25 protein-coding genes are annotated in these 19,502 nt (G+C 59.2%); 7 read left to right on the top strand and 18 right to left on the bottom strand.

The genetic code is table 11. The annotated features are described in order from the left end of the window. Nucleotides 1-77: 77 nt before the first annotated feature. The 5 genes from D3P04_RS19000 to thrS form a co-directional block, all read right to left on the bottom strand. Entirely contained in the window at nt 78-653 is a 576-nt protein-coding gene (locus D3P04_RS19000) for a DUF2585 family protein (protein ID WP_119751445.1), read from the bottom strand. A 68-nt stretch (nt 654-721) separates the two neighbouring features. After that, entirely contained in the window at nt 722-1,354 is a 633-nt protein-coding gene (locus tag D3P04_RS18995) for a DsbA family oxidoreductase (protein WP_119751444.1), read from the bottom strand. Then, nucleotides 1,351-2,817, bottom strand: coding sequence for a class I adenylate-forming enzyme family protein (locus D3P04_RS18990; RefSeq protein ID WP_119751443.1), 1,467 nt, complete (start codon nt 2,815-2,817; stop codon nt 1,351-1,353). Before D3P04_RS18990 ends, D3P04_RS18995 begins: the two co-directional genes overlap by 4 nt. Before the next feature lie 90 nt (nt 2,818-2,907). Then, nucleotides 2,908-3,114 carry a cold-shock protein gene (locus D3P04_RS18985; RefSeq protein ID WP_119751442.1) on the bottom strand — a complete coding sequence of 69 codons (207 nt, stop codon included), beginning with the start codon at nt 3,112-3,114 and terminating at the stop codon, nt 2,908-2,910. 246 nt (nt 3,115-3,360) lie between these two features. After that, nucleotides 3,361-5,310, bottom strand: a complete 1,950-nt coding sequence (gene thrS / locus D3P04_RS18980; protein WP_119751441.1) for a threonine--tRNA ligase — start codon at nt 5,308-5,310, stop codon at nt 3,361-3,363. 117 nt (nt 5,311-5,427) lie between these two features. Between thrS and D3P04_RS18975 the strand changes: the two genes are divergently transcribed. After that, nucleotides 5,428-6,171, top strand: coding sequence for an alpha/beta hydrolase (locus tag D3P04_RS18975; protein ID WP_119751440.1), 744 nt, complete (start codon nt 5,428-5,430; stop codon nt 6,169-6,171). A gap of 298 nt (nt 6,172-6,469) precedes the next feature. Here D3P04_RS18975 and rpmD read toward each other — a convergent pair whose 3' ends face one another. From rpmD to rpmC, 11 genes are all read right to left on the bottom strand, one after another. Next, nucleotides 6,470-6,664, bottom strand: coding sequence for a 50S ribosomal protein L30 (gene rpmD / locus D3P04_RS18970; RefSeq protein WP_119751439.1), 195 nt, complete (start codon nt 6,662-6,664; stop codon nt 6,470-6,472). Between the two features lie 15 nt (nt 6,665-6,679). Next, a complete protein-coding gene (gene rpsE, locus D3P04_RS18965) occupies nt 6,680-7,261 on the bottom strand; it encodes a 30S ribosomal protein S5 (RefSeq protein ID WP_119751438.1) in 582 nt (193 codons plus the stop codon). A gap of 122 nt (nt 7,262-7,383) precedes the next feature. After that, nucleotides 7,384-7,743: a 50S ribosomal protein L18 gene (rplR, locus tag D3P04_RS18960; protein WP_119751437.1), complete on the bottom strand. Its 360-nt coding sequence runs from the start codon at nt 7,741-7,743 to the stop codon at nt 7,384-7,386. A 12-nt stretch (nt 7,744-7,755) separates the two neighbouring features. Next, complete coding sequence (rplF, locus tag D3P04_RS18955) at nt 7,756-8,289, bottom strand: 50S ribosomal protein L6 (RefSeq protein ID WP_119751436.1); 534 nt, start codon at nt 8,287-8,289, stop codon at nt 7,756-7,758. Between the two features lie 12 nt (nt 8,290-8,301). After that, on the bottom strand, nt 8,302-8,700 hold the full coding sequence (gene rpsH / locus D3P04_RS18950) for a 30S ribosomal protein S8 (protein WP_119751435.1): 399 nt from the start codon (nt 8,698-8,700) through the stop codon (nt 8,302-8,304). Between the two features lie 10 nt (nt 8,701-8,710). Beyond that, nucleotides 8,711-9,016 carry a 30S ribosomal protein S14 gene (gene rpsN / locus D3P04_RS18945; RefSeq protein WP_119751434.1) on the bottom strand — a complete coding sequence of 102 codons (306 nt, stop codon included), beginning with the start codon at nt 9,014-9,016 and terminating at the stop codon, nt 8,711-8,713. An 18-nt stretch (nt 9,017-9,034) separates the two neighbouring features. Beyond that, on the bottom strand, nt 9,035-9,595 hold the full coding sequence (gene rplE / locus D3P04_RS18940) for a 50S ribosomal protein L5 (RefSeq protein ID WP_119751433.1): 561 nt from the start codon (nt 9,593-9,595) through the stop codon (nt 9,035-9,037). Further along, nucleotides 9,595-9,900, bottom strand: a complete 306-nt coding sequence (gene rplX, locus D3P04_RS18935; RefSeq protein ID WP_119751432.1) for a 50S ribosomal protein L24 — start codon at nt 9,898-9,900, stop codon at nt 9,595-9,597. The genes rplE and rplX overlap by 1 nt, the downstream gene beginning before the upstream one ends. Continuing rightward, nucleotides 9,900-10,268 carry a 50S ribosomal protein L14 gene (gene rplN, locus D3P04_RS18930; protein ID WP_010400243.1) on the bottom strand — a complete coding sequence of 123 codons (369 nt, stop codon included), beginning with the start codon at nt 10,266-10,268 and terminating at the stop codon, nt 9,900-9,902. The genes rplX and rplN overlap by 1 nt, the downstream gene beginning before the upstream one ends. Before the next feature lie 69 nt (nt 10,269-10,337). After that, nucleotides 10,338-10,583, bottom strand: coding sequence for a 30S ribosomal protein S17 (gene rpsQ, locus D3P04_RS18925; RefSeq protein WP_119751431.1), 246 nt, complete (start codon nt 10,581-10,583; stop codon nt 10,338-10,340). Nucleotides 10,584-10,595: 12 nt separating this feature from the next. Continuing rightward, entirely contained in the window at nt 10,596-10,802 is a 207-nt protein-coding gene (gene rpmC, locus D3P04_RS18920; protein ID WP_119751430.1) for a 50S ribosomal protein L29, read from the bottom strand. Between the two features lie 355 nt (nt 10,803-11,157). Between rpmC and rplO the strand changes: the two genes are divergently transcribed. From rplO to D3P04_RS18905, 3 genes are all read left to right on the top strand, one after another. Next, complete coding sequence (rplO, locus tag D3P04_RS18915; protein WP_119751429.1) at nt 11,158-11,625, top strand: 50S ribosomal protein L15; 468 nt, start codon at nt 11,158-11,160, stop codon at nt 11,623-11,625. 107 nt (nt 11,626-11,732) lie between these two features. Beyond that, complete coding sequence (gene secY, locus D3P04_RS18910) at nt 11,733-13,097, top strand: preprotein translocase subunit SecY (RefSeq protein WP_119751428.1); 1,365 nt, start codon at nt 11,733-11,735, stop codon at nt 13,095-13,097. A gap of 36 nt (nt 13,098-13,133) precedes the next feature. After that, a complete protein-coding gene (locus D3P04_RS18905; RefSeq protein ID WP_119751427.1) occupies nt 13,134-13,778 on the top strand; it encodes an adenylate kinase in 645 nt (214 codons plus the stop codon). A 134-nt stretch (nt 13,779-13,912) separates the two neighbouring features. On the opposite strand, the gene D3P04_RS18900 is transcribed toward D3P04_RS18905, so the two are convergent. Both D3P04_RS18900 and D3P04_RS18895 read right to left on the bottom strand, forming a co-directional pair. Continuing rightward, nucleotides 13,913-15,094: a Hint domain-containing protein gene (locus tag D3P04_RS18900; protein ID WP_119751426.1), complete on the bottom strand. Its 1,182-nt coding sequence runs from the start codon at nt 15,092-15,094 to the stop codon at nt 13,913-13,915. 697 nt (nt 15,095-15,791) lie between these two features. Further along, a complete protein-coding gene (locus D3P04_RS18895) occupies nt 15,792-16,922 on the bottom strand; it encodes a Hint domain-containing protein (protein WP_232845087.1) in 1,131 nt (376 codons plus the stop codon). A 578-nt stretch (nt 16,923-17,500) separates the two neighbouring features. Between D3P04_RS18895 and rpsM the strand changes: the two genes are divergently transcribed. From rpsM to D3P04_RS18880, 3 genes are all read left to right on the top strand, one after another. Then, a complete protein-coding gene (gene rpsM / locus D3P04_RS18890) occupies nt 17,501-17,869 on the top strand; it encodes a 30S ribosomal protein S13 (RefSeq protein ID WP_119751425.1) in 369 nt (122 codons plus the stop codon). Between the two features lie 11 nt (nt 17,870-17,880). Further along, nucleotides 17,881-18,270 (top strand): 30S ribosomal protein S11, encoded by a 390-nt coding sequence (gene rpsK, locus D3P04_RS18885; protein WP_119751424.1) that lies wholly within the window; start codon nt 17,881-17,883, stop codon nt 18,268-18,270. Between the two features lie 117 nt (nt 18,271-18,387). Continuing rightward, nucleotides 18,388-19,404, top strand: a complete 1,017-nt coding sequence (locus D3P04_RS18880; protein ID WP_119751423.1) for a DNA-directed RNA polymerase subunit alpha — start codon at nt 18,388-18,390, stop codon at nt 19,402-19,404. Nucleotides 19,405-19,502: the final 98 nt, after the last annotated feature.

Here is a 19,502-nt window from a genome sequence, read left to right as displayed (position 1 = left end):
GTATTTGGACAAAGAAGAAGGGGCAGGGAGAGTTGCGTCGGGTGCGGGCAGGCGAGGAAACGAAGCGTGGAACCGCCTTAACGCAGCGCCTGCCATTCGCGGATCGCGTCCAAAGGGTGCAGCAGCATCACGATGTTCAGCAGCAATCCGTCGCGGATCACCAGCATCGTGACGATTTCCATCCCGACCACCAACAGAACCGACAGCCAGACCGGCAGGCGGGAGGCCATCCCGAAACCGAGGATCATCATGGCGATATCCGATACCGAATTCACCACGGAATCGCCGTAATAATCGAGCGAGATCGTGACCGAGCGGTAACGCTCGATGACGCTGTTGCTGTTCTCGACCAGTTCCCATGCCGCCTCGATCAGGGTCGAGATGGTGAGCGCCGGGAAGAATTGCATCTGCCGTCCCGCAAGCCGGCAGAACAACACGGATAGGGCGAAGAACAGGAAGCCGTGGATCAGATGGCTTGGGCTGTACCAGTCCAGCAGATGCTGGGAGTTCTCGGAACTCATCACCTCGCCATGCCACAGACGCACCGTGCCGCATTTGCAGATCAGCACGCGGCCCTGCCACCACAGCCAGAGCGCAGAGGCGGCGATGATGGCAAGAATGCAGCATATGTAAAGGCGGCGCGTGTGACTCATCGACGGACGTAAGCATGACGCCGGGGCGGGATCAAGCGATTGCGGCGCATTTCAGATCGTCCGAAACATTAATGCTGGTCCGGGCGGGGCGCGCCTTGCGTCAATTCGTCGATGACATTTTGCCAGAGGTTGGCGGGCTGTGCTCCGCTGACGGCATGGGTATCCGCGATGATATACATCGGTACCGCGTTGATGCCGCGCTGCCTTGCATGCATCTCGCGCGAGATGACCTCATCGCGGTCGGCATCGCTGTCCAGAAGCCGCGTGGTCATGGTTTCGTCCATTCCGGCGGCAGCGGCGATGCGGGACAGTTCGGCCTTGTCGCCGATATCGCGCCCCTCCTGCCAATAGGCGTGCAGCAGTCCCGACATGACGCGGGTCTGGGCTCCCTCGAGCCCGGCCCAATGCATCAGCCTGTGCGCATCGGTCGTATCGGGCTGGCGCGCGGGCAGCTTCAGCTCCAGTCCCATTGCGGCGGCCCGTTCGGCCACGGCGCGCGCGGCATCGGCGGCACCGGGCTTGGATTTCAGGTAATCGAGCCGGTCGATCCCTTCGCGTGGCATTTGCGGGTTCAGGCGAAAAGGATGCCAGATGATCTCGAAAGGATGATCCGGGCGGCTTTCAAGCGCCCGGTCCAGTTCCAGCTTGCCGATCAGGCACCATGGGCAGACCGGGTCGGAAAAGATGTCGAGACGGGTCATGCCGTATCCTTGCTATGGGTTTCGCGCAATGCGCGGCGGTTGATCTTCCCGGTTGCGGTCCGCGGCAGGGCGTCCAGCCGGATATATTCGCGGGGCTGTTTATAGCGTGCCAGATTGGCTTCGGCGAATTCCCGCAATCCGGCGGCCTCTGCGGCTCCTGTCCAGAAGGCTGCGATGATGCTGCTGCCGGAGCCGACGGCGATTTCGGTACAGGCGACATCGCCCGCGCCGGGGAAGCCGGACAGCACCTCTTCGATTTCGGGCGGGGCGACGCGGAAGCCCCCGGCATTCATGATATCGTCGGCACGGCCAAGCAGGGTGATCGCGCCATTCGCATCCTGCTGCGCCTGATCGCCGGTCAGGAACCAGGCGCCCCGGAAACGGGAGGCGGTTTCACCGGGCTGGCCGAGATAGCCAAGGAACAAGCCCGGATCGTCGCTGCGAACGGCAAGGGCGCCGGGCTGTCCCGCGGGAAGAGGAGAACCCTGGTCATCCAATACGGCGACATAGCGTCCGGGCTGAGGAAAACCGGCGGTAGCGGCGGGCGCGGGGCGGTCCGGGCTGCCCGAGATGAAGGTCGAGATTTCCGAGGCGCCCATCGCTTCATGCAGATCCGTTCCGGTGCGGTCCAGCCATTCCGTGCGCAGGCCGGGATCAAGCCGCTCACCCGCTGCAAGACCGTGGCGCAGGTTGGCGACAGGCCGCCATTCGGCCCGCAGCATCCGCCGGAACACACCCGGCGCGGCGGCGAGGATCGTCGCGCCGTGGCGGGCGGCCAGCAGGGGAAGCTGCTCAATCGCCGTGCCGCCTGCCGGAATCAGTGCAGTGGCGCCCATCGTCCACGGATCCATGAGGCCCGTTCCCAGCGTATAGGTCCAGTTGAATGCGCCGGCATGCATCATCCGGTCGTTTTCGCGCAGCCCATACCAGCCATCGAACATCATCCTCCGGGCCAGGATCGCACGATGCGCATGCATGACCGCGCGGGGATGGCCGGAACTTCCCGAGGTATAGATGATATAGGCCAGCCGGTCCGGATCGCCCTGCGCATATTCCGCCGGTGGCAGCGTGCCGAACCCGCTCAGATCGCGTTCGGACAGCACCGGGGCGGGATGATCGGGCAGGGCGATACCGTCGCCCGCGACGATCAATGCCGGGTCGGTTTCGGCGGCGATCTTCGAAATCTCGCGCATGGTCAGCATGGAAGAGGTGGGGATAGGGACAATGCCCGCAGTGATGGCCCCCAGATAGGTGATGGGAAAGGCGGCGGTATTGCCCAGCCGCATCAGCAGCCGGTCGCCGGGCCGAACCCCGGCCTGAAGCAACCCGGTCGCCGTTCCGCGCACCGCGCCGATCAGCCGGGCATATGACCAGCGTTCCGCCCGCGAAGGCCCGATGACCGAGAGCGCCAGCTTGTCGGGCCGCGATGCACCCGCTTGCAGGACATGTTTGGCAAGATTCATGACGGCTCCCCGGTTATTCGGACGATCCGGGTTAAAGCAAAGAAAAACGGCCCGCGCAAACGGGCCGTTCCGAAAACCTGTCTGGCAGAATCAGAGCAGACGCAGATCGCTGGCCGATGCGCGGCCATCGCGGCCCGATTGCAGCTCGTATTCGACTTTCTGATTGTCCTGCAATCCGGTCAGACCGGCACGTTCGACTGCGGAGATATGCACGAACACATCCTTGCCGCCGTCATCAGGGGCGATGAAACCATAGCCCTTGGTGCCGTTGAACCATTTTACCGTTCCGGTTGCCATAACCGTCTCTCCTTCGCAATTTCCCGAGGCGATATTGCCCGCGGGCCGTGCAGCCATGCTTTCAGTCTTGCCGGCTGCCCATGATCGGGAGGCGGTAGAAAGTCTGTCGCTCACGCCTTTCCACCATGAACGAATCACAAAAAAACACAAGCCGGAAAGCGACGCTCCCAGCGACATAGGCATGAAGTTTTCATGTCAGCGGCGCAATTCAGCCATTTTTGCCGCCGATTTCGTCACTTTCGCCCCCTATCCGCGCAGATCGGGGGGCGCTGCTTCGGCGGAAAGTTCCGCCACGACGTCTTCCAAAGACAATGTGCGGCTGCCCTGACTGTCGAGTCGGCGCAGCGACACGGTTCCAGCCTCTACCTCTTTCATGCCAATGGCAAGGATCGCAGGCACTTTTCCGACGGAATGTTCGCGAACTTTGTAATTGATCTTCTCGTTCCGCGTATCTGGTTCGGCACGCAGACCGGCGGCGCGCAGGCGATCGACGACCTGATGGACGTAATCGTCGGCATCCGAAACGATGGACGCTACCACGACTTGCCGCGGAGCCAGCCACAGCGGCAGCTTCCCTGCATAGTTTTCGATCAGGATGCCAAGGAAACGCTCGAAACTGCCAAGAATGGCGCGGTGCAGCATGACGGGGCGATGTTTGCCGCCATCCTCGCCGATATATTCGGCGTCAAGCCGGACCGGAAGGTTGAAATCCGCCTGGAATGTCCCGCATTGCCACTCGCGCCCGATCGCGTCGGTCAGTTTGAAATCCAGTTTAGGGCCATAAAACGCCCCTTCGCCCGGATCGATGGTGAAATCGTTGCGAACCTTGAGGATCGCCGCCTCAAGCGCGGATTCCGCCTTGTCCCAGATCTCGTCCGAACCGACGCGGGTTTCCGGGCGGGTGGACAGTTTGATGTCGAATTTCTGGAAACCGAGATCCGAATAGACCGAGCCGAGCAGGTCAAGAAACCTGGCGCATTCGGTCTCGATCTGATCTTCGGTACAGAAAATATGCGCATCATCCTGCACGAAACCGCGCACACGCATCAGCCCGTGCATCGAGCCCGAGCTTTCATAGCGGTGGCAGGATCCGAACTCGGCCAGCCGCAGCGGCAGGTCGCGATAGGATTTCAGGCCCTGATTATAAACCTGCACATGGCAGGGGCAGTTCATCGGCTTTAGCGCATTGATGCGCTTTTCCTTCGCGCCTTCCTCGTCCACCTCGACGATGAACATATTCTCGCGGTAAGCTTCCCAATGGCCAGACTTCTCCCACAGGACGCGATCCACGACCTGCGGTGTCTTGATTTCCTTGTACCCGGCCCTGATGAGGCGGCGGCGCATATAGGCCTCCAACTCGCGATAGATGGTCCAGCCATTGGGATGCCAGAACACCATGCCCGGCGCTTCTTCCTGGAAATGGAACAGTTCCATCTCGCGGCCCAGCTTGCGGTGATCGCGCTTCGCCGCCTCTTCCAGCATTGTCAGATGCGCCTTCAGATCGGCCTTGTTGCGAAAGGCGATGCCGTAGATGCGCTGTAGCATGGGCCGGTCAGAATCGCCCAGCCAATAGGCGCCTGCGACATGGGTCAGTTTGAAAGCATCGGCGGGCAATTGCCCGGTATGCTGCAAATGCGGACCACGGCACAGATCCTGCCAGTCGCCATGCCAATACATCCGCAGATCCTCGCCTTCGGGGATGCGGTCGATCAGTTCCAGTTTGAACGGCTCGCCCCGTTCCTTGTAATAGGCGATGGCACGGTCGCGGTCCCAGACCTCGGTGCGGACCGGGTCGCGGGCGGCTATGATCTGCTTCATCTTCGCTTCGATACGGCCCAGATCTTCGGGCGTGAAGGGCTCGGCGCGGTCGAAATCATAGAACCAGCCATAATCGCGCACCGGGCCGATGGTGACTTTGACGTCCGGCCAGATCTCCTGCACGGCGCGCGCCATGACATGGGCGAAATCGTGGCGGATCAGTTCAAGCGCCGGTTCTTCGTCCTTCAGCGTGTTGATGGTGATCTCGCCCGAGGCGTCGATGGGCCATGCAAGATCGATATGACGGCCATCCAGACTGGCCGAAATCGCTTTCTTCGCAAGGCTGGGGGCGATGCTTTCGGCGACTTCGGCGGCGGTGACGCCTGCGGGATAATCGCGTGAATTGCCATCGGGGAAAGAGAGGGTGATCTGGGACATATGTCCTCCTCGTCGGTTTGGCGCCCACGGAACGCCCGGTTGCGGGTTTGATGAATTGGCCACATGGACCTCTGGGTGAAAACTGTCAAGATGGGCATGGATATGAGGGGACGGTAAATGAATGATTATCTCGACACGCCGCAGGGTCGGCGGATTGCCTATAACCACCAGAAGGGGAAGGGGCCGGGGATCGTTTTCCTTGGCGGGTTCAAATCCGACATGACGGGAACCAAGGCGCTGCATCTTCATGACTGGGCGCGAGGGCAGGGGCGGGGATTTCTGCGCTTCGACTATTCCGGCCACGGAGACAGCAGCGGAGAATTCGAGGATGGCTGCATCGGAGAATGGTTTGCCGATGCGGCGGCGGTCCTGACATCGCTCACCACGGGGCCGCAGGTGCTTGTCGGTTCCAGCATGGGCGGCTGGATCGCCCTGTTATTGGCGCGGGCGATGCCGCAGCGCGTGGCCGGTCTGGTCACGATCGCCGCCGCGCCGGATTTCAGTGAGCAGGGCTATTGGGCAGGCTTCACCGAGGCGCAGCGTGATACGGTGATACGCGACGGACGGATCGAAATTCCCAGCGAATATGGCGATGAACCCTATGTCATTACCCGCAAGCTGATCGAGAACGGCCGCGAGCATCTGGTGATGAACCAGCCGCTTCCGCTGCCGCTTCCGACGCGCTTCCTGCAAGGTACGGCGGATGAGGATGTGCCGGTGAAATGGGCGCTGGACCTTCTGGATCACGCGGAGGGAGAGGATATCCGCCTGACGCTGGTAAAGGGTGCGGATCACCGGTTTTCGTCGGATGCGTGTTTGAGGCTAATTGAGGGCGCGGTGACGGAGGTTGTGCCACAGTGATTTCTGAAGGCAACCGAGCCGGGCAGCTTCCGACTGCAGGCTGGGCATCCCGGCAGCTGCGGGCTTCACTTTATGGTGCAACCTCGCATGACGCTGAGCCCACAGGATAACGTCACCAAAGCGCTCGCCCGTCGTGCTTTGCACGCATTCGCGTGACGGGGCGCGGTCGGACGCTGCCCGGCGGGCCTGCAGCCCTTGATTCCGGGCGGGGAGACGGCTGGGGCGGGTGATTACCTCGCACAAAAAAACGCCCCGGAAAAACCGGAGCGCCTGATTGCTTCGCCTGATCCGGTTGGGATCAGCCGCGTTCTTCGATAATCGTCACCAGATGCGGGATCTTGTTGACCATGCCGCGGACTGCCGGAGTATCCTCCAGCTCGCGGGTGCGATGCATCTTGTTCAGACCCAGCCCTTTCAGCGTCGCGCGCTGTTCGGCAGGGCGGCGGATCGGAGAGCCGATCTGCTTGACGACAATGGTTTTCTTGTTGGCCATGATATCCTTGCCTCCTTACGCTTCAGCTGCGGCTTCGGCGGGTGCCTCGGCTGCCGGCTTGTCGTTGGATTGCAGGATGTCGGCAACTTTCTTGCCACGACGCTGCGCGACCGAACGCGGGCTGTTGTTCTTCTTCAGCCCGTCCAGCGTGGCGCGGATCATGTTGTAAGGGTTTTGCGACCCCATCGATTTCGCCACGACGTCCTGAACACCCAGCATCTCGAACACGGCACGCATCGGACCACCGGCGATGATGCCGGTACCCGGAACGGCGGTCCGCATCACGACTTTACCGGCGCCATGACGGCCTTCGATATCGTGGTGCAGCGTCCGGCCTTCGCGCAGAGGCACGCGGACCAGATTGCGCTTGGCTTGTTCAGTTGCCTTGCGGATCGCCTCGGGGACCTCTTTGGCCTTGCCCTTGCCGAAGCCCACGCGGCCCCGCTGATCGCCGACAACCACCAGAGCGGCAAAGCCGAAGCGCTTACCACCCTTGACGGTTTTCGACACGCGGTTGATCGCCACAAGACGATCGGCGAATTCTGGGGTTTCCTCGCGCTCTTCGCGGCGGCCCCGGCGGTTTTCACGTTCTGCCATATGGCATATCCTTATCAAGCTGGCGCAAATTCACGCCGTTTTCATCAATCCAGGTGAGCGATTGCGGCCGGATGGCCCTTGCTCCCGGATCATCGGGGTGGCGCAGCCGCCACCCGCAGAGATCAGAACTTCAACCCGCCTTCACGGGCAGCGTCGGCCAAAGCCTTGACTTTACCGTGGAACAGGAAGCCGCCACGGTCGAAGACAACCTCTTCGACACCGGCCTTCTTCGCGCGTTCCGCGATCGCCGTGCCGATTTTCGCGGCGGCTTCGACGTTGTTTTTGCCCAGGACGCCCAGATCCTTCTCGAGCGAGCTGGCCGAAGCGACCGTTACGCCGTTCAGATCGTCGATGACCTGAACCGAGATGTTCTTGTTCGACCGGTGGACGGACAGACGCGGGCGGCCATTGCCTTCGGCCCGCAATTTGTTCCTGACGCGCAAGCGGCGTTTCTGGAACAGCTTTTGCTTTTTCAGTGCCATTTCATGCGCCCCTTACTTCTTCTTGCCTTCCTTGCGGAGGATAAATTCGCCCTTGTAGCGGATGCCTTTGCCCTTATAGGGCTCTGGCTGGCGCCATTCGCGAATATTGGCCGCGACTTGTCCGACAAGCTGCTGGTCAATACCTTCCACAATCACTTCGGTCTGCTTGGGTGCGGTGATCGTCACGCCCTCTGGCGTTTCGAAATTCACCTCGTGGCTATAGCCAAGCGACAGTTTCAGGGTTTTGCCCTGCATCTGCGCACGATAGCCAACGCCCTGGATCTCAAGCTCTTTCTTGAAGCCTTCCGAGACACCCTGCGTCAGGTTCGCGACCATGCTCCGCGTCATGCCCCATTGCTGGCGCGCACGCTTGGACAGGCCGCGGGGTTTTACCGACACCGCGCCTTCTTCCAGAACCAGATCCACATCGTCGGTCGCCGTGAAGCTGCGGGTGCCTTTCGGTCCCTTGACCTCGATGGTCTGGCCCTTGATTTCGGCCGTCACGCCCTTGGGCAGTTCGACCGGTCTTTTACCAATCCGAGACATCTGCTGCCCTCCTTAGAATACCTGGCAGAGGACTTCGCCGCCAACATTGGCGTTGCGAGCCGCTGCATCCGACATGACACCTTTCGGAGTCGACACGATCGAAACGCCCAGACCCTGACGGACCTGCGGGATTTCCTTGGCGCCGGCGTAAACGCGGCGGCCAGGTTTCGAAACGCGCGACAATTCCCGGATGACCGGAGTGCCGTCGAAATACTTCAGGCCGATTTCCAGCTCTTTATGGCCGGCATCGGTGGTCACTTCCTCGTAGCCGCGGATGTAACCTTCGGATTGCAGCACATCCAGAACCCAGGCACGAAGCTTGGAGGCAGGAGTGCGGACGGTCGATTTGCCGCGCATCTGAGCATTGCGGATGCGGGTCAGCATATCGCCGAGAGGATCGTTCATCGACATCGTTGCCCCCTTACCAGCTCGACTTGACCATGCCGGGGATCTGGCCGTTCGAGCCAAGGTCCCGCAGCGCGATCCGCGACAGCTTGAGTTTGCGGTAATACGCATGCGGACGGCCGCTGAGTTGGCAGCGGTTGTGCAGGCGTGTCGCCGAGGAATTGCGCGGCAGTTCGGCCAGCTTCAGCGTGGCCTTGAAACGCTCTTCCATCGGGCGGGACTGATCCTTGATGATCTCGTTCAGTTCAGCCCGCTTCGCAGCGTATTTCTGAACCATGCGCGCACGTTTTCTTTCGCGCTCTACCATCGATTTTTTTGCCATATCTTCTTCCCTCCGCGATCAGCTGTTGAACGGCATGTTGAATGCCTTCAACAGCGATTTCGCTTCCGCGTCGGTCTTCGCGGTGGTGCAGATGATGATGTCCATTCCCAGAACTTCGTCGACCTGATCGAAGTTGATTTCCGGGAACACGATATGTTCCTTGAGGCCCATGGCGTAATTGCCACGGCCGTCGAACGACGTGCCTTTCACGCCGCGGAAGTCGCGGACGCGGGGCAGCGCGATATTGATCAGGCGATCCAGGAATTCGTACATCCGGTCGCCGCGCAGCGTGACCTTGGCACCCAGCGGCATTTCCTCGCGGACACGGAAGCCGGCGATCGAGTTCTTCGCCTTGGTGATCACGGCCTTCTGACCGGCGATCAGCGAAAGCTCTTCTGCGCCCTGCTTGACCTTCTTGGTGTCCTTGACGGCCTCGCCGATGCCCATGTTCAGGACGATCTTGTCCAGACGTGGAATCTGCATGTCGTTCTTGTAGCCGAACTCTTCCTTGAGCGCGGCTTTGATCGTCTCGCGGAAATACGCCTTGAGACGCGGAGTGTATTTTGCATCGTCCAGCATCAGATCACGTCTCCCGTGGTCTTGGCGAAACGGACCTTCTTGCCGTCTTCCTCGCGGAAGCCGACACGGGTCGCTTTGCCGTTCTTGTCCAGCAGAGCCAGATTCGACAGATCGATCGGCATCGCCTTCGGCGTGCGGCCGCCTTGCGAAGTCTGGGTCTGACGCTGATGACGGATCGCGATATTGATGCCGTCAACGATGGCCTTGTTCACCTTGGGCATGACAGTGGTGATCTCGCCCTGCTTGCCCTTGTCCTTACCGGCCAGCACGACGACCTTGTCGCCCTTTTTCAGCTTGGCAGCCATTACAGCACCTCCGGAGCAAGCGAGATGATCTTCATGAAGTTCTTGGCGCGCAGCTCACGCACGACCGGCCCGAAGATACGGGTTCCGACCGGCTCGCCCTGGTTGTTCAGGATGACGGCGGCGTTGCGGTCGAAGCGGATCGAGGTTCCGTCTTCGCGCTTCACTTCCTTTGCGGTCCGAACGACGACGGCCTTGCGGACGTCACCTTTCTTCACGCGGCCCCGTGGGATGGCTTCCTTGACGGAAACGACGATAATGTCGCCCACCGACGCATAGCGACGGTGCGAACCACCCAGGACCTTGATGCACTGCACCCGGCGCGCGCCGGAGTTGTCAGCAACATCCAGATTGGTCTGCATCTGGATCATTTGGTTTCTCCCGACCTTTGGGGACCGGCCATTCCGGCCCCAGGGTTTCGATTAAGTTACTGGCAGAGGTTACGCCGAAGCGGCCTCATCCGTGAGAACGGCCCAGCGTTTCGTCTTCGAGACCGGCGCACATTCGACGATGCGAACTATGTCACCAACCTTGAACTGGTTTTCCGCGTCATGAGCGCGGTATTTCTTCGACGAGCGAACGGTTTTGTGCAGCAGCGGATGCTTGAAGCGGCGCTCGACCAGAACCGTGACGGTCTGATCGTTCTTGTCGCTGGTCACACGGCCTTGCAGGATGCGTTTGGGCATGAGCCAGACTCCTTAGTTTGACGCCGCGGCTTCCGCCGCTTTCTGATTCAGAACGGTTTTCACACGCGCAACGTCACGGCGCACGGCACGCATACGGGCGGTGTTTTCAAGCTGGCTGTTCGCCTGCTGGAAGCGAAGATTGAACGCTTCCTTCTTCAACGCGACAAGCTGATCCTTCAACTCGTCCGGGGTCTTTGCTTTCAGTTCCTGCGCATCCATCGCGCTTATTCCTTTCCAACATCACCGGAGGGCCCCTGATTGCCAAGGCCACCCTGATTCCCGGTGGAGTTCGTGATGAAGCTGCGCGATTACACCCATGAGATGTGCATTGCAACAGGGAAATCCTGCAATCGGTGATATATTCACGCGATGCAGGTGCTGTGCTACATATATGGGGCCGCGCTTCGACGGGTACGGACCTATCACGGGAGAGGCTCCCGATCAACCGCCTCTTGACCAGTACCGTCCCATCCGCTACTGACCCGCGGTGGCCGTCAAGGCCGACTCAGCAATCAGAAAATGCCGTGTCCGTCCTGTTTCGCTTCGGGGATGTGTCCGGCCAAGGAGAAGCGATATGAAACTGCATGAAATCCGCGATAACGAAGGTGCGAACCGCACGAAGAAACGTGTCGCGCGTGGTCCCGGTTCGGGCAAGGGTAAAACCGCCGGCCGGGGCATCAAGGGCCAGAAATCGCGTTCGGGCGTTGCTCTGAACGGGTACGAAGGCGGCCAGATGCCGCTGTATCGGCGCCTGCCGAAGCGCGGCTTCACCGCGCCGAACGCCAAGAAATTCGCCGTTATCAATCTTGGCCAGCTTCAGGCCTTCATCGATTCGGGCAAGCTGGACGCCAAGGCCGATGTGACCGAAGACGCCCTGGTCGAGGCCGGGGTTGTTCGCCGCAAGCTGGACGGTGTTCGTCTGCTGGCCAAGGGTGAGCTGAAAGCCAAGCTTAACATCACCGTGACCGGCGCGTCGAAATCGGCTGTTGAAGCGGTCGAAAAGGCGGGCGGCAAGGTGGTTTTGCCGGCTGCGGCGGAATAAGCTGTTGATCGGGGCAGCCATGCCCCATAGATAGCGATCAGGATTTCCAGGCGCCGCCGGACTCCGGAAACGGATCGGCGGCGCAGTCATGACACGGGACGGAAAATATGGCGTCAGCCGCAGAACAGATGGCCGCGAACCTCTCTTGGGGGGCATTCAGCAAAGCCACGGAACTTCGCCAGCGAATCTGGTTCACCATTGGCCTGCTGATCATCTATCGCCTCGGCACCTATATCCCGGTTCCGGGAATCGATGGCGCCGCATTGCGCAACTTCATGGATCAGGCATCCGCGGGCATCGGCGGTATCCTGTCGATGTTCACCGGTGGCGCGCTTGGCCGGATGGGCGTGTTCGCATTGGGGATCATGCCCTATATCTCGGCCTCGATCATCGTGCAGCTTCTGGCGTCGATGGTCCCTGCGCTCGAGCAGCTCAAGAAAGAGGGTGAGCAGGGGCGGAAGAAGATCAACCAGTATACCCGTTACGGTACCGTGGCGCTTGCGCTGTTTCAGGCTTACGGCCTTGCCCGCAGTCTGGAGGCGGGCGGTCTTGCGCATAGTCCGGGTGTGTTCTTTCAGGCATCGGTCGTGATCACGCTGGTCGGCGGCACCATGTTCCTGATGTGGCTGGGCGAACAGATCACCGCGCGCGGCATTGGCAATGGCATCTCGCTGATCATCTTCGTGGGTATCGTCGCCGAGATCCCCGGTGAGATCGCAACCTTCCTTGCCGGTGGCCGGGCTACGAACTCGACCCCGGTCATCCTGGGTGTCATTGCCATGGTCGTCGTCGTGATCGGCTTTGTCGTGTTCATGGAACGGGCGCTGCGCAAGATACGGATCCAGTACCCGCGCCGTCAGGTCGGCATGAAGGTTTACGACGGGCAGTCGTCGCATCTGCCGATCAAGGTAAACCCGGCAGGCGTCATCCCGGCGATCTTCGCGAGCTCGCTTCTGCTGTTGCCGATCACCATTTCGACCTTTTCCGGCAATGAAAGCGGCCCGATCATGTCGACGCTTCTGGCCTATTTCGGACCGGGGCAGCCGCTTTACCTGCTGTTCTTCGCGGCGATGATTGTCTTCTTTGCCTATTTTTACACGCAAAACGTGTCTTTCAAGACCGATGACGTGTCCGAAAACCTCAAGAATCAGGGCGGCTTTATTCCGGGTATTCGTCCGGGCAAGAAAACCGAGGAATATCTGGATTACGTCGTCAACCGGGTGCTGGTGATCGGGTCAGGCTATCTGGCTGCCGTCTGCCTGTTGCCCGAAATTTTGCGGAGTCAGTGGTCGGTGCCGTTTTATTTCGGCGGAACCTCGGTTCTGATCGTCGTGTCGGTCACCATGGATACGATCAATCAGGTACAAAGCCATCTGCTGGCGCATCAATATGAAGGTCTGATTGAGAAATCCCAGTTGCGTGGTAAGCGTAAGACTGGAACAAAGACCCGTAAAGCGCCCTCGCGGCGTTGATCGGACTACAAAAGCCAGTTCTGGGGGACGGACTAAATGACGATCAATATCATTCTTCTGGGGCCTCCTGGCGCTGGCAAAGGGACTCAGGCCCGCAAGCTGGTGGAAGAACGTGGCATGGTGCAGCTTTCCACTGGGGACATGCTGCGCGCCGCCAAGGATTCGGGGACCGAGATGGGGCATAAGGTCGCCGAGGTCATGGCACGCGGCGAATTGGTTACCGACGAGATCGTCATCGGGCTGATCCGCGAAAAGCTGGCCGAGGGCGGCAAGGGCTTCATCTTCGACGGCTTTCCCCGGACATTGGGACAGGCCGATGCGCTTGGGGAACTGCTGGCCGAAACGGGCCAGACACTGGATGCCGTGATCGAGATGCGGGTTGATGACGAGGCGTTGGTGCGCCGTATCACCGGCCGTTTCACCTGTGGCAATTGCGGAGAGGTTTATCACGACGAAACCAAACCGACCGCCAAGCCCGGGGTCTGCGATGTTTGCGGCTCGACCGATCTGACGCGGCGGGCGGATGATAACGAAGACAGCCTGCGGACGCGTCTGCTGGAATATTACAAGAAGACGTCGCCGCTGATCGGATATTACTACGCAAAGGACCAGTTGCACAGCCTGGACGGGCTTGCCGAGATCGACGAGGTTTCGAGGCAGATTGCCGGGGTGCTGGGTTAGGACGCGCCGGAATATCTCTGTTTCGGGCGGTGCTTCTCTTGCGTGAAGCCAGGCATCATTCATGAATAGAAACGGCCGGACGATATGTCCGGCCGTTTTTTGTGCGTTACGGACCCGTTTCGGGTGTCAGGGTTTCAATAAACCATTTCCTGCCGGTTCATGACGTGACGATAGGCCAGACGCCGACCCTGACGACCCGAGGCGAGAAGACGTACAGGCTGCGCGACAAAGCCCTCTTCTGCCAGTTCGGGGAACAGAGACAGGATCTCTTTGCGTGATTCCGGGCTGACGGAACGCAATGCGACCGGGCCGGTGTAAAGACTTTCTGTTTCGGCTCCGTTCGAGAAGACGATTTCATGACGGTCGAACATGAAATGGAAATATTCCACTTCATGGATATCCTCGGCGACGTCGATACCTTCAATCTCCAGCAATTGCTTTGCCGCGACCAGAACCTCCTCGGTGCCGAACATGCGTTGGGCGATCTTCGAGCGGACAAGCACGCGATGCTGCGGCGATACGATCAGGTCGCTGGCGGGGGTGTTCGCCCCAAGCGATCCTGCCTTGATGCGGATCGGGCGCAGTTGCGGGGCGGCGGCAAGATCCTGAGCCGAAAGTTTGCGCGAACCGATCCAGCGGATGGGTTGCAGGTCGTTGTCGCGGGTCAGAACCGCGTCGCCGGATTGCAGGGTTTCGACGGCTTCTGTGCCGTTAGCCGTTTCGATCAGCGTGCCGGTGGCAAAGCAGACCACCGGATAGGCGTTGTTATATGCACCGGTAATGCTGCGACCGCCGGCATTTCCGAGATTAGCGCCGAGAGTTATGCTTTCGATATCCGACAACGCATATTCACCGGTGCCGCTCGCGCCTCCGTAAACAGTGCTGATCTGATCATCATGGAAACGCAGGATTGCCCTGCCATCCAGAGCCCCTCCGGCTGTACCATTGTCGGGATCGTCGACCAGACGTGAGGCCAGTATCGTTGTGTCGACAGACGTCCCGTCACTGTATGTTATCGTCGCTTCATAGGTCCAATGCCGCGAATATTCATAGGTATGGCCGTCAACGGTAATCCCGTCATTGGTATGAAAGTTGCCCCAGTTCCTAGCTGCCAGCGCCCCATCTTCATTGCCGTCCCGAAGCGCCACATTGGTATTATAGGAAGCTAGCGGATCGAAACTGTATCCTTGAAGCTGGCTTGTGGTCTCATTAGCCGTAATTGTCTGATCGGTGGTGAATACCCAATAATTATCCGCGTTCGGATTGTGATCCTGTGCATTTGATCCGGAATCGGGATTGTCGGTCCAGGTGGCCATTTCTTACTCCTCCTTCGTTCTCGTGAAAAATGGGTACGGGAATTGGTCTCGGCAGGCCGACGCAATGTCGGTTTTTGATCTGCCGATGCGCCAGCCGGGAACGTCCGCAAGACGCGGCGCGCTATCCGTGCCCCCATCGTTGAAGTCACTGTTTCTGAGATTTGCCGTTAAACCAGGCATTGTTGTTACCCATACTCAAGATGGCGCCCTCGTTCTCAAGCTGAACAATTGTTCCGGCGTTGATCCCGACCATCTTGCAAACCACTGACAATACCGCATCGGCTTTCTGTGTTCCGGGCGGTTAACTAAGTGTTCCGTATATGGTACAGTTTTCCCTGCGGCAATCATTTTTCGTTAACACAATGGAATTTCCTCCACGAAACCGTTTCCGAGCGCCGCGCAATCCACTTGTGCTGTGCTCTTGACGGCAAACTGACCTTCCATTGATTCACAGCATCTCGAAAGAGAACCACCCAGGCATGGGTGGCCTGTGGATTGGCCCGAAGGCATGGCTTTCGGGCCTTACGTTGTGAAAAAAGGTTCCGGGGCTACGGAACCGCCACCGAAAAAGGATAACGTGGGCGACGAATCGCGGGGCGGTTCTCTCGGGTGAGCTCAAGCCTCAGTCACAGATAAAAACGGCCGGAAGATATTTCCGGCCGTTTTTGTTCACCATGATTTCCGGGTTCTCAGCGTTTCAATAAACCATTTCCTGTTGGTTCTTCGCATGGCGATGGGCTAAGCGCCGGCCCTGGCGACCCGAGGTCAGAAGACGCGCGGGCTGCGGCTTGGATCCGTCTTCGGCCAGTTCCGGGAACAGAGACAGGATCTCCTTGCGTGATTCCGGGCTGACCGAACGCAATGCGACAGGTCCGGTATAAAGACTTTCTGTTTCGGCTCCGTTCGAGAAGACGATCTCATGGCAATCGAACATGAAGTGGAAATATTCCACTTCATGGATATCCCCGGCGATCTCTATACCTTCAATCTCCAGCAATTGCTTTGCCGCGACCAGAACCTCATTTGTGCCGAACATGCGTTGGGCGATCTTCGAGCGGACAAGCACGCGATGCTGTGGCGATACGATCAGGTCGCTGCCGGGGGTGTTCGCCCCAAGCGATCCTGCCTTGATGCGGATCGGACGCAGATTCGGGGCGGCCTCAAGGGTGGCGCTGTCGATCTTGCGCGAACCGATCCAGCGGATGGGTTGCAGGCCGTTGTCGCGGGTCAGAACCACGTCGCCGGATTGCAGGGTTTCGATGGGTTTCGCGCCACCAGCCGTCTCGATCAATGTACCGGGGGTGAAGCAAGTTACGTAATCCCAAGTCTGGCGGTTTGCGCCAAGGGAAAAGTTGTTGGTTGCCACCCCGTGAGTTGTAAGGGACTGGATTGCCTTTGCCTCCAATATGTCCTGTGCGGCATTATCTGACGCCTCAGGCGCCCAATAGGTAAGTCCGTTATAGTCCTGGAAAAGAAAGACAGAAGTTTGTGCTGTCGTCCCATCTACATAGGTGACTGTGGCATTGTAGCTTGCCATGCCATCAATGGCTCGTGCTGCACCATCTGCGGTAAAATATTCATACCATGGTCGCCCATTGACTGTCTGAGCGTCGGCCGCCGTGTCATAAGCACTGGTATTGCCGGACTGGTTATAGGTCGTATAGCCTGCCCGGGGCGCAATTTCGACGAAATTTTCGAATAGTGGCGCTGTTTCATCGCCATAGGTCTGGTTTGCGAGCGCCGCAGCGTTTTCCACATCGCCATCCCCTCTGGCCGAATCAATTCGTGCAAATTGTCCGAGATATACGGCATTCCAAGTTGTAGGCATTCTTACTCTTCCTTCGTTCTCGTGAAAAATGGGTACGGGAATTGGTCTCGGCAGGCCGACTCAATGTCGGTTTTTGATCTGCCGATGCGCCAGCCGGGAACGTCCGCAAGACGCGGCGCGCTATCCGTGCCCCCATCGTTGAAGTCACTATTTCTGAGATTTGCCGTTAAACCAGGCATTGTTGTTACCCATACTCAAGATGGTGCCCTCGTTCTCAAGCTGAACAATTGTTCCGGCGTTGATCCCGACCATCTTGCGAACCACTGACAATACCGCATCGGCTTTTTATGTTCCGGGCGGTTAACTAAGTGTTCCGTATATGGTACAGTTTTCCGTGCAGCAATCATTTTTCGTTAACACAATGGAATTTCCGTCACGAAACCGTTTCCGAACCTTGCGCATTCCACTCATGCTGTGCTCTTGACGACAAGTTGATCTTCCATTAATCCACAGCATCTCGAAAGAGAATCACCCACTTATGGGTGGCCTGTGGATTGGCCCGAAGGCATGGCTTTCGGGCCTTACGTTGTGAAAAAAGGTTCCGGTGTTACGGAACCGCAGCAGAAAAAGGATAACGCGTGGCTCGTATCGCTGGCGTCAACATTCCGACGGGGAAACGCGTCCCCATCGCCCTGACTTATATTCATGGTATCGGCCCGGCTCATGCCCGGCAGATCTGCGAAGCGACCGGCATCGAGTCCGCTCGCCGCGTGAACGAACTTTCGGACGCCGAAGTCCTGAAGATTCGTGAATTTATCGACCAGAACCTGACCGTTGAAGGCGATCTGCGCCGCGAAGTGCAGATGAATGTCAAGCGGATGATGGATCTGGGCTCTTATCGCGGTCTGCGTCACCGTCGCGGCCTGCCGGTTCGCGGCCAGCGCACCCATACCAATGCCCGTACCCGTAAAGGTCCGGCGAAGCCCATCGCTGGCAAGAAGAAATAAGGGGACCGGACATGGCACGCGATAAAACTCGTATCAAGCGCAAAGAGCGCAAGAACATCGCCACCGGTGTGGCTCATGTGAATTCCAGCTTCAACAATACCAAGATCCTGATCTCGGACGTGCAGGGCAACGCGATCTCATGGTCGTCCGCCGGTACAATGGGCTTCAAGGGTTCGCGCAAATCGACCCCCTATGCCGCTCAGATGGCTGCCGAGGATGCCGGTCGCAAGGCACAGGAACATGGCGTGAAAACGCTTGAGGTCGAAGTGCAGGGACCCGGTTCGGGCCGTGAATCCGCGCTTCGGGCTTTGGCCGCCGTCGGCTTCAACATCACCGCAATCCGTGACGTGACCCCGATCGCGCATAACGGTTGCCGCCCGCCAAAGCGCCGCCGCGTCTGATACTGGATCATTACGACACCGACCCGCGCGAGATCCGCGCGGTTCGGGCATTTCGCATTTAACCTCGGGCGTTTCCGACCTCGGTCATGGATCGGAAACAAGTATGGAGGCAAACCCATGATCCACAAGAATTGGGCCGAACTTATCAAGCCGACGCAACTTGCCGTCAAGCCGGGCGCGGATGCGACCCGGACGGCAACCGTCGTCGCCGAACCGCTGGAGCGGGGCTTTGGTCTGACGCTGGGCAATGCCCTGCGCCGGGTTCTGTTGTCCTCGCTGCAAGGCGGAGCCATCACTTCGGTCCAGATCGACAATGTCCTGCATGAATTCAGCAGCGTCGCCGGCGTCCGCGAGGATGTGACCGATATCGTACTGAATCTCAAGGGCGTTACGCTGCGCATGGATGTCGAAGGCCCGAAACGTCTTTCGCTGACGGCGAAAGGTCCGGGCGAGGTCAAGGCCGGAGATATTCAGGAAACCGCCGGAATTACCATTCTGAACCGTGAACATGTCATCTGTCATCTGGATGATGGCGCCGATCTGAACATGGAACTGACCGTTCAGACCGGCAAGGGCTATGTCGCCGCCGACAAGAACCGCCCTGAGGATGCGCCTATCGGTCTGATCCCGATCGATGCGATCTTTTCGCCGGTCAAGCGGGTCAGCTATGAAGTCACGCCCACCCGCGAAGGTCAGGTGCTGGATTACGACAAGCTGACGATGAAGGTCGAAACCGACGGCTCGCTGACCCCGGAAGACGCGGTGGCCTATGCTGCCCGTATCGTTCAGGATCAGCTGTCGGTCTTCGTCAATTTCGAAGAACCCGAATCGGCCAGCAGCCAGGACAGCGACGACGGTCTGGAATTCGATCCGCGCCTGCTCAAGAAGGTGGACGAGCTGGAATTGTCGGTTCGTTCGGCAAACTGCCTGAAGAACGACAATATCGTCTATATCGGCGATCTGATCCAGAAGACCGAGGCAGAGATGCTTCGCACCCCGAATTTCGGCCGCAAATCCCTGAACGAGATCAAGGAAGTGCTGTCGGGCATGGGGCTGCATCTGGGCATGGATGTTGCCGAATGGCCGCCCGAGAATATCGAGGATCTGGCCAAGCGTTTCGACGATCAGTTCTGATCGTGGACTTCTGAGACGAGGCGGTTTATCCGCCTCTCTCAAACCCGGGCATTCCGCCCCAAGGAGAGCAGCCCGCACGCATGGGCCGCCGGACAAAG

The organism is Paracoccus onubensis, from assembly GCF_003591515.1.
Classification (GTDB): Bacteria; Pseudomonadota; Alphaproteobacteria; order Rhodobacterales; family Rhodobacteraceae; genus Paracoccus; species Paracoccus onubensis.
Note: the sequence above shows the minus strand (reverse complement) of the source record. Positions and strands in the feature narration are given on the sequence as shown.